This window comes from Collimonas sp. OK307, assembly GCF_900113705.1.
Taxonomy (GTDB): domain Bacteria; phylum Pseudomonadota; class Gammaproteobacteria; order Burkholderiales; family Burkholderiaceae_D; genus Collimonas.
Map to the genome: position 1 here is coordinate 142,803 of NZ_FOQI01000001.1, position 14,220 is coordinate 157,022.

Consider the following 14,220-nt stretch of genomic DNA (forward strand, 5'->3'; position numbering starts at 1 on the left):
CTAGAGCCACTTGGCGTTACTCACGTCGTCCGCTGAAAATCCAGCCAAACCGGCTTGGTGACGCCTTGTAAGCTATTCTGGCTGGGATACTTAACTGGAGCATAGTGCCCTTTCCTGGCGCGGACTCTAACACCATGGTGGCGCCCAGTTTGTTCGCACGCTCACGCATGCCGGGCAGTCCCCAGTGTCCTGCGAGCTGGCCCGAGCGCATCACTTCCGCGGGTAAACCGCGTCCATTGTCCCGCACCACCAAAATAAAGGTTTTTCGCTCATGCATCACTTCAACCTTTACCTGGGTCGCCTGGGAATGACGGAAAGCATTGGTGAGCGCTTCATTCGCGATACGGTACAACTCATGCCCGACAAACGGCATAATGCCTCGCAGTTGCGCCGATTCCACGAATTCGAACTGCACGCCGCTTTCTTCAGCCAGACTTGCTCCATTGCGCCTGATCGAAGCAGTTACGCCAACACCGAAATGGTCATGAGCGCGCAGGTCGTGCACCCGCTCTCGCCCTTCCAGCAACATGGTATCGGCTCCCTCCAAGGCGCTGTCTATCATTTCACGAACCGGGTCGTGCGGTGGAACGTGCGCCGTCGCAGCATGAACGCGCAAGATCATCGCCTGGGTTCCCTGCAGCAAAGTGTCGTGTAATTCGCGCGCAATGCGTTCACGCTCCATTAACCTCTCTTCGATGCGGGCGCGTATCTGCCGCGCGACCTGCGCCAAGCGCAATTTATGCAGCGCCCAAAAGGCAGCGGCGATCAACATCGCGGCTAACATTCGGAACCATAGCGTTTGATAAAAGGCAGGTGCTACATAGAACGGCATAACTGCAGCTTCCTCGTTCCATACCCCATCGTTATTGGCAGCCCTTACTTTGAATCGATATTCTCCAGGCCCCAAGTCGGTGTAAGTCGCAGTTCTGCCAGTACCGGCGTCCTGCCAGCCACTGTCCACGCCTTCCAGTTGATTGAGAAATCGCATGCGCTCAGGCATAGTCAAGCTCAATGCCGTGTAGTCAATCTGGACACGTCTTGCGTGGGGCGGTAAGCGTGCCACAATGCCCTCAACAAACGGAAAGTCCATGTTTCCTGTTGTGACTCGGCTAACGTACACTGGTGGCGCAAGCAAATTCCTGGTTGCCTTCAAAGGATTCAGCCAGAATATGCCAGCTGTCGTACTGAACCACAAAACGCCATCGCTGCCAACCGCTATCGACGGCACCAATGGATAGTTTTGTATTGCCGCACCGCGCAATCCATCCTTATGGTCGAGGCGCCGAAACTGTACGCGATATCCACCATCTCGCAGTGCGCGCTTCAACTCCTTCATATCAATAATGGTAATGCCTGCCGTGCCGTTCAGCCACAACGCGCCGTTGAACTCCAGAATACCAGTAACTCCGAGCATGCTCTCATCGCCAGCGCCCAAAATGGGGATGAATTTCCGACCATCGAAATGGAACAGGCCGTTTTCCCCGCCCACCCATATATCATTGCCACTACCGCTGATCTCCAACGGAGTACCAACTTGAAGACCTTCTTCAGCGCCATATTGCAACAACTTTCCCTGGTTGAGCATCAACACTTTATTGCCAAGACTTGCAAACCACATCCGGCCATCCCGATCCGCGTACATCCACGGAGTCAGCCGCTGTAGTTCCTGGAAGCCTCCCCCGGCTTCCCAGACCCCATCCCGGAGTCGGTAAACGCCAACCCTATACACGGATATCCATAATGATCCTTCACCGTCACGGACAATGCTTTGAATCTTTGAGGATTGGAGGGCTCCAGGCAAGGCAATTTTTTCTCGTAGCAATCCGCGTTGATGAAACAGCCCGTCATTCTCCGCAATCCACAAGCTATCGGGCGCTTCATGCCACAGTGAAGCGAATGTATGGTCCTGCGGAATACTTGCAAGCGTTTCTTTTGTCGGCTTGGCCAAAAGCGTTTTCCCTACCCATAGGGAACCATTTGCACCGGCTGAAATCACCGGGCTGTCCCAAGAAATTTGAGGCAATGCAGCAGACGAAAGTGCATTAGGCCTGAAACGGTCGAGTCCGTTCTCTGTGGCGACCCAAATATTTCCCTCTTTGTCTTGCAGGATGTTATTCAAAATGGTGCCGCTCAGACCGTGTGCGACACCAAAGACCTCGCTGCTGCCGTTAGTGCTCGTTCGTATCAATCCATCCGCCCGCGCAATCCAAAGATGTTCGCCGTCCCGGTCGAACAACATGGTCCCCCCGCCGGCTCGCGGCCGTGGCCAGGCAGGTTTTTGTTTCTTCGAACTCGCACCATTGAGAGCAACGATCTCACCTTTCATACCGCCCATACTCCAGACAGTCATATCCGGGCCTTGGACTAGTCGCCCGACACCTACAGGACCTGGCATCCGAACGAAGACGTGTCCTTGCGGAGGCAATCTGAATGCGCCAGATTCGCATTGCGCCCAGACACTCTCATCTTTATCTTCCAGCAGCGTGCATCCGTCTTCTGGAGCATGAAAATGCTGTGCAGGCACATTCCAGCGCTTACCGTCAAAAACGCGCAATCCCCGTGCTGTGGCGGCCCAGACCCTACCGGCCCCGTCTTCCGCGAAATCGTGAACGGTGGTCAGCGGCATTCCCTCTTCAACGCCGAAGTTGCGGACCTCTCCGTCTTTCCAAACGCTGACGCCTCCGCTCCTATAGCCGAACCAAAGTGAACCCGACCTTAGTAAGCGCATGCCTCCGGCATTGTTTGACATAAGCTGCACCCCGCTTGGGCGGAAGCGTTCAAAAGTTACACCGTCAAATCGGAAAACGCCGCTAGGAGACGTAAGCCACAACCAACCGTCGGGTGTCTGAGCGAGCGCGAGAATGTACGGAGGAGCTCCGTCCTTTGCAGTCCAGCTCGTGTGATGCATATCTATCGGGATAGCATTATTTGCGCTCACGGAATTTAAAGAAGCTTCCGGCGAGGAATGAGTAGCCGACAGTGCAGTCTGTTGTAACAGCAGAGCTACTAATGCAACAATCCAGGCGGCCGCGAATTTTTGACACCTCTTGAAAACTACCCACCCGGATGGCATCGCGCCGTGCTTTCCTTCTACCCTCATGTCCCGTTCCCAAAAAACGCCGGCAGCCAGGTCGGCCTCTCTTTTCCCAGTTCGGGTAATGGCCTGCGGTGGAACGAATGTTACGCTACATTATTAAGAATTTGCAATCAGCTAGAAAGCGGCCCAAGGGCTGCCTCAAGGTAGCTGCGGGTACCAGGATAGGCGTGTCGTCGGCGTACAGCTCGGGCGCCGACGGTACATGGCGCCGGACCGCATCGGCCAGCGGGCGCGGCCGCGCGCCGGCGGTAACTACCCATCTACCCAGCCGTGCATGTAGATGATGATCACTTAAAAAGACTGGCGCATCCCTAAGGCTACGCCTTGAATAGTCGCACCAGGCGTCACTCCCAGGCTATTGATTGCCATGTCGTAGATGCCGTTTCTTTCATTTTTCAAATACGTGTAATAAGCGAAAACACTCGTGCGCTTGGAGAAATTATAGTCATAGCCTAACGTCGCATGCATTGCTCCGGTATCTTTGCCTTTCTTCATATAGCCGATTTTTTGGGTTGAAGCGCCGGTCACATCGTCAGCTAACGCCAGTCCAAAACGCAAGACATGCCTTTCTATCTGATGCGTGGCCGATATGTAATAAGACTTCCGCTCCAGTGTCCCGGTCAATGTCTCGTACCTCAGTTTTTCAGCGATTGCCGAAATGCGGCTGCCTCCAAATTTATAGGCTACAGCAATTTTCGTACCGACATCTCTAAGCCCCGGTCCCTGGTATTCGTGATGGAGCTCCTGCGCAAGAGTCACGTAATACGGGCCGTTTTCATAGATGAATGCGGCGGAAGTGAGGGAGGGCTTGGCGCCAGCTACCACTACCCCTTCATTAAAGCCATGGGCGACCTGCGCCGAAAAGCCGCGCCACTCCGGTGTCCAGTAGTGCAAGCTATTCTGCTGACGCCGATCGAACGACGAAGTGTCGCTGACATTGTCTGCCGTGGATGCTGAACCATTTCCCATAATGCTCATATAGCCAGCCGTCGTCGGATAAAACGGATCGAGCGACGACGTAGCCGAATTATAGGGGGTCGTCCAGTTTCCTGCGAACAAGGTCCCCTTTGATCCCTGTAATCCCACGCGGGTGTCTCGCGTTGCAATGCCACCGCCCCCCGTGTCCAGGGAAACCGCACCTTCAATTTGAAAAATCGCCCGCAGACCGCTCACCAAATCCTCATCGCCTTTGAACCCAAGGACAGAGCGATTGTTTGAGACGCGGTAGACCGTTGAATTCTGACCTTTCGCATCGCTAGTGTCGTGAAAATCTTCGACGGCTGCATTCATCCGGCCGTAGACTTGGATGGATGTGCTCTGTGCGTGACAGATTGTGCTGGCGAACAGCATGCACGTACTGGTTACGGACTTTAGTTTCATTCCAGTTCCTGGGATTCTAAGATCAACACTTCTCTTTAGTTAGTCCTGTTAACGCTTCTGGATATTCTTGCGGATTGCCTTTGCGTACGCATTTAACTACCCAAGCATCCCAAAAAACTATCGGAATAGCGACTAGAAAAAGGCTAGTTGTTTTTTCTGATATCTGAGCCTAAATTTGAGGCCCCTGCGAGATTCCTTATAACAAGGCTAGCGGCGCGCTTACGCTGAATTAGCCGGGCTGGTTCGGTTAGTATTAGCAAGAGTCCGAATTAAACGAGAAGAAACTTTCGATTCGGACCAAGACAATCTTATGTATCACATTTGACGACGATGGAATTGCGCATGACAGACGAGAAGCATTTTTACGAGCCGGCCAAAGGACATGGATTGGCGCATGATCCCTTCAATGCCATTGTCGGCCCGCGTCCGATCGGCTGGATCGCGTCGCACGCGCCTAACGGCGTGCTGAATCTGGCACCCTACAGCTTTTTCAATGCATTCAATTACACTCCGCCCATCATCGGTTTTGCCAGCATCGGCCGTAAGGACACCCTAAAAAATATTGAACAAACCGGTGAATTTGTGTGGAATCTGGCAACTCGTCCCCTGGCAGAGGCGATGAATCGCAGTGCCGCGCCGGCACCGCCTGAAACAGACGAGTTCGGGTTGGCTGGCCTCACTCCTGTACCCGGGCGTATCGTCAAGGTGCCGCGTGTGGCAGAAAGTCCAGTTGCGTTCGAATGCCGCTGCAGCCAGATACTGCAGTTGACCACCGCCGCCGGCGGCGAAGTCGAGACTTGGTTGGTGTTGGGTGAGGTAGTCGGCGTGCACATCGACCAGACCACGTTAAAAAACGGCAGCTACGATACGGCTGCCGCGCATCCGATCTTGCGGGGCGGCGGACCAGTCGACTATTTCGAAGTGACGGCAGACGCCTTGTTCCACATGCGGCGCCCACCATATCCTTGACATATAAGACCGAAATACAAGGTCGGGCAAGTCAGAATTACCACGGTTCATGCAACCGAGCCGGCTGCAGTTTCATCCAGCAGATCCGCAAGCACGTCGACGGGCTGCGCTCCAGCCACTCTGTAATCGCCAATGCTGATATTGGGTACGGAGCGTACGCCGCGCTCTTGCGCCGTGAGTTCTGCTTGGGCTACTTCGTTGTTACCCTGCTCGCTTGCCAGGAATGATCTGGTCATTTTGCCGTCGAAACCGGCAGTTTCAGCAAGTTCGATCAAAACATCGAGATTCCCGATGTCGCTCCCCTCAGAAAAATAGGTAGCGAAAATGGATTCGAACAGTACGCCGGCTTTTTCGGATTCGCCTTGCAGCTGCGCAAAATACATCAGACGGTGCGCCAAGCGGGTGTTGGGTATCATTTCAACCCTGTCATAGTTAAAAATAACTCCCGCCCGTTGACCTGCAATCGCGACCTCCGCATCCATCTGCATGGATCGTACCCAACTTCCAAATTTCGCGCTCCTATATGTCCTTCGATTCATGCCTTCAGCTGGCATAGAGGGATTGAGTTCATACGGGACATAGCGAATTTGAGGGGCGATTTTCGTATCCAGACCTCTGATCGCTTGACGCAAGTGATGATGACCGATCCAGCACCACGGGCAAATAAAATCGGATGTGATTTCAATAATTACTGATTTCATGCTTACCTCCTTGAGTTGATACGTGCAGTTTGTGATTTCTGAAGCAATGCTTCGATGTCTGTTTTGAACAGCGAGGGTCGGGCCAGGTAGCCGCCCAGCGGCAGAACGTGCAGTGCGCCGTCTATCTCCATTGCAAAAGCCGGAAATCCGCGCGCGCCGAGTGTTTTCAACAATTCATTGCTGTCAGCGATATGGCCGGCGATCTGGTTCCGGACCAAATCATCCAGATGGACCACGAATGATTTTTCGTCGAAACCGAGTTCAGCGGCAATTTCGCCAATCACCGATTTATCCGCAATTGCCCTTCCATCCTTGTAGTACGCGGTTTGCAACCGTTTTAGCATGTCGATGCCACGTCCTGAAATCTGCTCGGCGAGCAACATTGCTGCTATCGGGGGCGAAGAATCAAGCACAACATCCTCTCGTTGCTGCACTCCATTTACATACGCATCCCCGAACTCCTGTCTGCTGTAGAGATGAATCAGCTCTTCATGCGGGCGCACAAAGTCGCGCCATTCCGCCGACATGATCTTTGCCTTGTCGCCAGACAGCATGCCGACGCCATGCGCCTTGATTTTGAGATCAGAGATATTTTGCGCGGCGCTGATCATCGGCGCGGCGCCATAGCACCAACCGCAAAAGGGATCGTACAGATAATGCAAGACGGGCTCGCTCATGTTAATTCTCCCTGGAAAAGTTATTAGTAATCCCCATAATCCGGTTACCCATGTTGACACCCCATTGCCCCACCCTGGCGGCTTCAGACAATTGCTGCGCTTCCCAGTGCAGGAGCGCCTGACCCAGGTCAGCGTAATTGGAGAGCTGTCTGGCCAGCGTTATCGCGCTAGCTGCCGCTTTGGCGGTGCTGCCAGCGGTATGGGGACGGGGGATAGATGCAGCATCACCGACCAGCAGCACACGTCCGAATACCATTTTCGGAACCTGCAAGTCCTGGATGGCCTGCACAAAGATCTCGTCTGTACTCTGCATGAGCTCACGGAAGATAGGATTGAGCCGTTCCTCACCCATGCGGCGTATCCAGCTTTCCTGCTCAGGCGCCAGCATGCCCGGGGGTATGGAGTGACTGCGGCGTTTGCCGTTGCGATCGGTGAGGACAGCCTCTAATTCCGCGCCGGCTGAAGCTTTCAAATACCACAACCAGTTGTATCGGCGTTTGCCAGGTTCCACAGAGCCGTCGAATCCCGGCACCATATACTCGAGCATCATGGATTCCGGATCATGCTGGAACACAAAATTTTCATAGATGCTGGTTGTGGCAAACTCAGGAAAGCGTCCTTCATCGACCAGTCCGCGCCAGGCTACGTAGCCTGCGTATGACGGTCCCGAATTTGGCAACACCAGACTGCGCACAGTTGAACCGCCGCCGTCGGCACCGATCAGCAAGTCGGCTTGCGCGCTGCTGCCATCCGCAAATGTGGCCACGACACCGTGCTCATCTTGATGAATGCCGATCAGCTCCGCACCACGGCGATAGTTCTTCTCAGGAAAACCGGCAATCAATGTGTTATAGAGGGTATTCCACGAGGTCTGTGTCTGAGGCATATGATTTTGACTAAGAATATTGCCCAGCCGGTCATAATACAAACGTTCGCGAGAGCGTACCCCGAGCGGTAAAACCGTGGATATCTTCGCAAACTCCATGGCCTGTTGCACTTCTCCTTGCAGCACAATGCCTCCGCCGCGGCTGTCGAGTGCAGCAGCCGAGCGCTCAAAAATTTCTACATCCCAGCCGATAGCCCGTAACGCTGCGGCAGCAAACAGGCCGCCCAGCGAGCCGCCTATAACCACAGCCTTAGGTGTATCGAGTTTGATTGGCTTATCAAGATACTTGGTCATGAAAGTATTCCATTTCTGCGGGGTTATTGAAGCTTCGTTTGCACTTGAAACGCCGTGCAGTTAATAGCTCATGGTAGTGAGGAAGTCTGGCGGAGAGAATCCGTCTGGCGTGCAACATTGCGTTGCGTGGAGCGCAAAGCCAAAACGGCATTCGACTGGCGGTGGTGAGCGATTCTTACCGGGTACGTCGCATTAGACGAGGGGCGATAAGCGACAATTAGAGTCGTTTCGAATCCTGTTAATATACAAAAATATCAATTCCTTTGCTACCAGCGCAAAAGTCACCATGGATAGATTCGCGGCTCTCAAAGCATTCACTCTGGTAGGTCATACCGGCGGATTTTCCTCGGCCGCACGCGAACTGGGATTAGCCACTTCTTCAGTGACGCGGCTGATAGACGCTTTGGAAGAGCAGATAGGAACGCCGCTGCTGAACCGCTCCACGCGCAGAGTGACATTGACCGAAACAGGAAGGATCTATTATGAAAAGGCGCTTCAAATCCTTGCAGATTTAGATGAGGCGGACAATGTCGCCGCCGCGCGGGCAAGCGAGCCATCCGGACTTTTACGCGTTTCGGCACCGGTCACTTTTACCAATCTGCATATCTCTCCTTTATTGCCTGGACTAACGCAGCGGTACCCGAAGCTTCAGCTTGATATGAGGCTAAGCGACGCGACAGTCAATTTGGTTGACGAAGCAATTGACGTTGCAATCAGGATTGGGACGATAGAAGAACAACCAAATTTGATTGCTCGCAAATTATCCCCGCACGAGCGCTACATTTGCGCCAGCCCGGTGTATTTGGCGCAAAATGGTTCGCCAATATTACCGGAAGACCTTTGTGGCTTCAACTGCCTGCAATTTGCTTATGCGGCCGGGCGCCAGGTTTGGCGATTACAGTCCGGAACCAGGATTGACGAGGTGCAAGTGTCCGGCAATCTTAGCGTCAACAATTCCGAAACCTTAAGGGAAGCCGCTCTTGGCGGAATGGGACTTGCACTTCTTCCGGACTGGCTAGTTGATAGAGATATCCTAGACGGAAAACTGGTCCGCGTGATGGATAAATTTCACGTCAATCCTGGTGCAATGGATGTTGGCATTTATGCCTTGTACCAAGCTAATCGTCGTGGCTCTTCAAAAATAAAGGCTTTTGTGGACGAATTAGCTGCGGCTTTGCTGAAGTCAAAAGAATCTAGAAATTGAAGTAGCCGTCATCACTATCCTTTCAATTTAACAAGATAGCAATCAGTGAAAATTTAAGCGGCAATTTCTTCAAGAGATGTTTCCGTCACCCCCAGATCTTTGTCAGACCAACGTACCCCATCACCACGAACCGTTGTCCGGTTCAGGACTCGCCGATATGCCGTACTGATCGGCGTCGCTTTGTGCGCAACGTGAAAATTGTCAGCGACTATAAAATCGCCGGCTTGCCATTCATGTGTGTACACAGCGCCAGGACGTGAAAGATGTGCGTTTAGTTTTTCTATCAACAACGCCGAATCTTCGGAACCCAATCCCGCGACACCTGCGGTCAGCCCGACATTTAGATAAATTCCCAGTTTTTTGGTTTTGGGGTGAGTCCAAACTAGCGGGTGCCGTATGCCGTTGCGATGGACCGTAGTTAAGAGGCCGATTTCTGTCTTTATAGGTGACGGCAGTTCGTCATAAGCGCGCTGCGAATCGGTAAATAAGGTGTCGCCGCCGACCTCTGGCTGTTCAACCATATGCCAAATTGAAATCGCAGTAACTATCTCCTTGAATGAGCCGTCGGAATGCCAGTAGCGGCCGACATCCGTGGCGCCATCCGCAGCACGGCTTGCGACCCTGAAAATTTCCGGGTAACCAGGAATCCTCGCAACGCTTGGGGGAAATGTTTCAAGAGCCCCAAATGTCTCCGATACGGAAATTTCTTCCCTTGAACTCAAATTTTGCTTATGCGCAAGCAGCAAACCATGTTCGAGCAACGCTGCACGAAGCTGGTTAGCTTCATGGTCAGTTATGCCTTTCAAATCCACATCCTCAACCAGTGCACCAAAACCTGTGTCCATTGGCGTAATTTTCATGCTGTTCTCCAATCATCTGCTCATGGGGCGCTGACATGCTCGCAGCGAATGAGCAAACTGTATCCCCAGCGCCGAGGAGTGAGAATATGCGGAAAGCGGTGAACACTATTGCACCATGCACAAAGGTGGACTCATTTTTTTCTTCGGGTAACGTGTCACTGAAAAGTCACGAGGGCTTCTCGTAATCATTCAGGGTTTTGGTAGGTTTCGTCAAGCCCTTGCGCCGCGTATGGCTGAGTTCAGGTCTTAATAGTGACGGCAAATAAGAAAGAAATCTGGACCGACTCGCAAGATTGTTCTGGATTGACTCGATATCGAATATCGACCATCAGCTGAATAGCCAACGCGATATCAACTTAGTGTAATGCGGCATGATCAGGTAAACCATCAGGAACACGATAATTACCGCGGTCACAAAATTGCTGACGATCGGCCATCCAAGCACCGGCGCCGCCTGAAATAGTGGGCGCAATATCCTCGGCACTAAGACCGTAAGTGGGAAAATTGCGGAAAGCGTAACCAGGAATTGCTTGAACGGTTTAGCTTTCTTCTGTGCCGGACCCGCTGGCGTGAACCAATATTCAAGGCCGGTTTTGATCTCGATTTGTTCGCCGCTGACGAGCAGCCGCGCGACTCGCTCAGTGAAGCGTTTGCGCGTATCCGACTCTACCCAATCCCGCAAGTGCTCATGGGTATCGAAGCGCAGCACAATCGTATAGGTACCTGAACCGCCGTGAGGCCGAATGATATTAACCCCGAGATGCCCTGCAAAGCGCTGCGCATTCGGTACGATCTCATTAAGCCATGCCTCGTATTGCGGCTCGACACCGGCTATGACCTGGTGCTGTATCACTAGCGTTACGATCGCATTATCCATGGGCGCCCTGTTGTTCTGGAAAGACGTATCGGGCCGCACCAGCGATGTCATCCGGCGGCGCAATAATCGCGGTTAAGTCTTCCCGCAAGATAAAGTGGTCATCCGCTATAAGGATGCTAATCTCGACCGGCTTCGACGCATTGACAACCTGATCGTGGCGAACTAGTTGCTTCATTTATGGCGCCTCAAGTTTTAGTGAACGTTAACACCGCCGCCGGCTTTGTGTATTGAATCATTCGGCTTTACCAGTCCGTCAGTCGACTCGTGTTGCTTGCTGCCTAGCCCCATGACTCAAGGCGCTCGTCAAGATGTTGCAGGGCATGACGGCCAAGACGAGTTGATTATGATACTCCACTCAGCCGATTCGCTCACCACCATTGCGCCCGATGGTTCCAACCAGGACAGCAGCAAGAAGAACAGCTCCGATCACTGGCGGTTGCAAAGTCGCGTTGACATTCAGGAAGCTGAAATCGAGCGCAATTTTGTGAGTTTGATTGAGCGAGGCTAATCAGACGCTTACATTGGTTTCCTGATGATCTGCTGACGAAAGGCCACGCTTGAAGGGCTACGTTCGTCACAGTTCAAAAGATGCCTAGCAGGCCGCGTCGAGCTGCGACGGTTGCCGCTTCGGTCCGACTAGAAACATTGAGCTTCGCAAGAATATTGTTCACGTGGAATTTCACGGTGCCGACTTCAATCCCGGCGCTGCGCGCAATCATCTTATTACTCTTTCCAGTGGCTAGATGAACGAGAATTTCCAGTTCGCGCTTCGACAATCTGTTTGTCTCCATCCGCTCTGCCAATTTCAATGCAACGTCAGTCGGCAAGAATTTACATCCCGCAGCCACGGTCTTTATGCATTTGATCAGTTGCTCCACTCCGGAGTCTTTGAGCAAATATGCCTGTGCGCCAGCGTGCAGGCCGCGATACACATCTTCTTCACCTTGGTATGACGTAAGGATTACGATACATGCGTCGGGATCTAGACGACGAATGCATTCGATTGTTTCAACCCCGTTCATTTCCGGCATATTGAGATCGATGAGAACCACATTGGGACGCATTTTCTCGTAATAGTCCAATGCCTGGCGTCCGTTTGAGGCCTGCGCTACAAGACGGAATTCGGGTGTCGCGTTGATGAGCGATGTAAGGCCCGCGAGAATCAACGGATGGTCGTCTGCTATGAGAATTGAAATGGCGTCCATGTCAGGTAGATTTCTTGTCAGAATTGAGAATTTTTCTATCGCCGGGCATTTCAACCCAGGTGCTGCCTGGGCGTAAACTGACGTGGAATGAGGTACCGGTCGGTTGCCGAGACACGCACCAAATTCGCCCGCCATGGGCCTCGACAATTGAGCGGCAGATCGTAAGCCCTATACCCATACCTGAAGGCTTGGTCGAAAAGAGTGGATCGAACAGGCGTTCAGCTGAATTGGCGTCAATGCCTATTCCATTGTCTTCGACGCTAAGCCGGACAGTGCCGGAGGTATCTACGATCGCAGTCCGGACGTCCAGCACACGGGTTCTGCTCTCGACGTTGCTCATTGCGTCAATCGCATTCAACAATAGATTCATCATGACCTGCTGCAACTGCACTCGATCGGCACTGAGCAAGCGTGTGCCAAGCGTAAATTGGGTGCGGACTTTGATTTTGCGATTTTGTAATTCAGCTCGAAGTAGTAGCAACACCTCCCGAATCGCATCGTCTATTATAAAAGGAGCAATTTCAGGTCCCGCTTTGCAGGCCATACCTCTAATGCTTCGGATCACGCTCCCCGCAGAATTACCTGCTTGAAGTATTAGGTTTAAGGCAGCCTCGACTTGAGCTAAATGCGCTGGCCCTTGCCGTAACCAACATAGCGCAGCATTGGCATTTAGTACGATTGCGGCTAAAGGCTGACTGATTTCGTGGCCCATTGATGCAGCGAATTGCCCCATTGTTGTTATCCGCTCCGCACGGGCAAGTTCGGCCTGTGCAAGGCGTAATGCTTCATCAGAACGCTTTTGACTGCTAACGTCTATGATTGATCCGAAAAATTCCAGTTTGCCGGCACGGTTGATTTCGGTCCGTCCGACGCTTCGCAGATGACGCAGGGTGCCGTCAGGTAGCGCAATACGAAATTCCTGCTGCAGACTTTGGCCCTCGTTTAGCACCTCGTATATCTCTCTTTCGACCTGCGTCCTGTCGTCGGAATGTACGCGCTCCAAGAATTCTTTGATGGTGATCGTACGGGGCAGGGAATCAAAATTGAGTATTCGAATGAATTCCTTGCAGCAATTAAATTCGCCGGTTTCAATATTCCATCGCCATATACCCGCTTGAGTGAGTATCCGCGCGATTTCGAGCGATGTCTGGCTGGCTTTCAATGCGTCTTCGGCATTTCGGCGACGGTCACTTTCCAATTGCAATTGCTTGGATAGAGAGGCGTTTTCGAGCGAAAGCATTTCTTGTGTCGCCAATAATTCATGAGCACTTCCATGTCGCAAGGGCGCGCAAGTATTAGCTCTCCCACTTTTGCGCCATTCGCTCCGGCAACGTACAAGATCGGTCAATACGGATTGGGCGCTTTGATAGTATTCGCCGTTATTCCTGCCAAGAAGTTCCATCACAATTAAGGAGAGACTCTCCCATATTTGTGTGCTTGGTTCGGCGCGGCCGGCCGTAGGCCCTAATGAATACAAGTCGTTGCGGCAGCCGTCCAGCCCGCGAAAAACGGCATGTCGGTCCGGCATGGCATGGGCTCTACAGATTTTGGTAGTGGACTCGTATCCCGTCTGTGTTTCAGTTAAATATTCAGTTAAATATTTAGCTTTGCCAAAACCGGTCAAGTAAATTCTGCGGTTGTTTGCCAGAACGATACTGGAAGGGTGTAAATCAAGGTGTAACAATCCGCTGGAATGCATGTCCTTTACTGCAGCCGTGAGCGCTAAGGCGACGGACAAAAAATCTCCCGCGTCCAATCGCCCTTTTGGAAGACTGCATAGCGGCACACCTCCTGGATCGGGAAAAATAAGTGCAGGCGCCTGGTCGCAGGTCTCTAGCGATGGAGGTATCAAGGCCCAATTGGGGCCTAGTCGCTTTCGAAGATCGAACTCGCGTTCTGAAACATGTCGTACCTCCGGATTTTGAGCATGGCTGGCAAAAGCACCGAGCGTGAGCCCCCAAAGTGCGAGTGGCATGATGTTTTTCCTGTTTGGGTTTGACACTAGGCAGTTTGATGGCTGACTCAGCAAAGAAAAATCATTATCGATACAATACATTTTTGACTGAAAGT

13 protein-coding genes are annotated in these 14,220 nt (G+C 52.5%); 3 read left to right on the plus strand and 10 right to left on the minus strand.

The features are described 5' to 3' along the window. Positions 1–16: 16 nt before the first annotated feature. Positions 17–2,626 (minus strand): sensor histidine kinase, encoded by a 2,610-nt coding sequence (locus tag BM205_RS00715; RefSeq protein WP_175511106.1) that lies wholly within the window; start codon positions 2,624–2,626, stop codon positions 17–19. A 762-nt stretch (positions 2,627–3,388) separates the two neighbouring features. Further along, positions 3,389–4,477, minus strand: coding sequence for a porin (locus tag BM205_RS00720; RefSeq protein WP_254783676.1), 1,089 nt, complete (start codon positions 4,475–4,477; stop codon positions 3,389–3,391). Positions 4,478–4,819: 342 nt separating this feature from the next. Between BM205_RS00720 and BM205_RS00725 the strand changes: the two genes are divergently transcribed. Beyond that, a complete protein-coding gene (locus BM205_RS00725) occupies positions 4,820–5,446 on the plus strand; it encodes a flavin reductase family protein (protein ID WP_092411763.1) in 627 nt (208 codons plus the stop codon). Between the two features lie 47 nt (positions 5,447–5,493). On the opposite strand, the gene BM205_RS00730 is transcribed toward BM205_RS00725, so the two are convergent. The 3 genes from BM205_RS00730 to BM205_RS00740 are packed head-to-tail and all read right to left on the minus strand — an operon-like array spanning position 5,494 to position 8,004. Beyond that, positions 5,494–6,147 (minus strand): DsbA family oxidoreductase, encoded by a 654-nt coding sequence (locus tag BM205_RS00730; RefSeq protein ID WP_092411764.1) that lies wholly within the window; start codon positions 6,145–6,147, stop codon positions 5,494–5,496. A 2-nt stretch (positions 6,148–6,149) separates the two neighbouring features. Beyond that, positions 6,150–6,824: a DsbA family protein gene (locus BM205_RS00735; RefSeq protein ID WP_092411765.1), complete on the minus strand. Its 675-nt coding sequence runs from the start codon at positions 6,822–6,824 to the stop codon at positions 6,150–6,152. 1 nt (position 6,825) lies between these two features. Then, positions 6,826–8,004 (minus strand): FAD binding domain-containing protein, encoded by a 1,179-nt coding sequence (locus BM205_RS00740; protein ID WP_092411766.1) that lies wholly within the window; start codon positions 8,002–8,004, stop codon positions 6,826–6,828. 286 nt (positions 8,005–8,290) lie between these two features. On the opposite strand from BM205_RS00740, the gene BM205_RS00745 reads away from it, so the two are divergent. Continuing rightward, entirely contained in the window at positions 8,291–9,208 is a 918-nt protein-coding gene (locus BM205_RS00745) for a LysR family transcriptional regulator (RefSeq protein ID WP_092411767.1), read from the plus strand. Positions 9,209–9,261: 53 nt separating this feature from the next. On the opposite strand, the gene BM205_RS00750 is transcribed toward BM205_RS00745, so the two are convergent. The 3 genes from BM205_RS00750 to BM205_RS24190 form a co-directional block, all read right to left on the minus strand. Continuing rightward, positions 9,262–10,068, minus strand: coding sequence for a TauD/TfdA dioxygenase family protein (locus tag BM205_RS00750; RefSeq protein ID WP_092411768.1), 807 nt, complete (start codon positions 10,066–10,068; stop codon positions 9,262–9,264). Positions 10,069–10,396: 328 nt separating this feature from the next. Beyond that, the gene (locus BM205_RS00755) at positions 10,397–10,945 is read right to left on the minus strand and encodes an antibiotic biosynthesis monooxygenase (protein WP_217645997.1); all 549 of its coding nucleotides are present in this window, start codon (positions 10,943–10,945) and stop codon (positions 10,397–10,399) included. Further along, a complete protein-coding gene (locus tag BM205_RS24190) occupies positions 10,938–11,120 on the minus strand; it encodes a hypothetical protein (protein ID WP_175511098.1) in 183 nt (60 codons plus the stop codon). Before BM205_RS24190 ends, BM205_RS00755 begins: the two co-directional genes overlap by 8 nt. A 111-nt stretch (positions 11,121–11,231) precedes the next feature. Between BM205_RS24190 and BM205_RS00760 the strand changes: the two genes are divergently transcribed. Then, positions 11,232–11,453: a hypothetical protein gene (locus BM205_RS00760; RefSeq protein ID WP_092411770.1), complete on the plus strand. Its 222-nt coding sequence runs from the start codon at positions 11,232–11,234 to the stop codon at positions 11,451–11,453. Between the two features lie 73 nt (positions 11,454–11,526). Here the strand turns inward: BM205_RS00760 and BM205_RS00765 are convergent, their stop codons facing one another. Continuing rightward, positions 11,527–12,150, minus strand: a complete 624-nt coding sequence (locus tag BM205_RS00765) for a response regulator (RefSeq protein ID WP_092411771.1) — start codon at positions 12,148–12,150, stop codon at positions 11,527–11,529. A gap of 1 nt (position 12,151) precedes the next feature. Further along, positions 12,152–14,125 (minus strand): ATP-binding protein, encoded by a 1,974-nt coding sequence (locus tag BM205_RS00770; protein WP_175511107.1) that lies wholly within the window; start codon positions 14,123–14,125, stop codon positions 12,152–12,154. Positions 14,126–14,220: the final 95 nt, after the last annotated feature.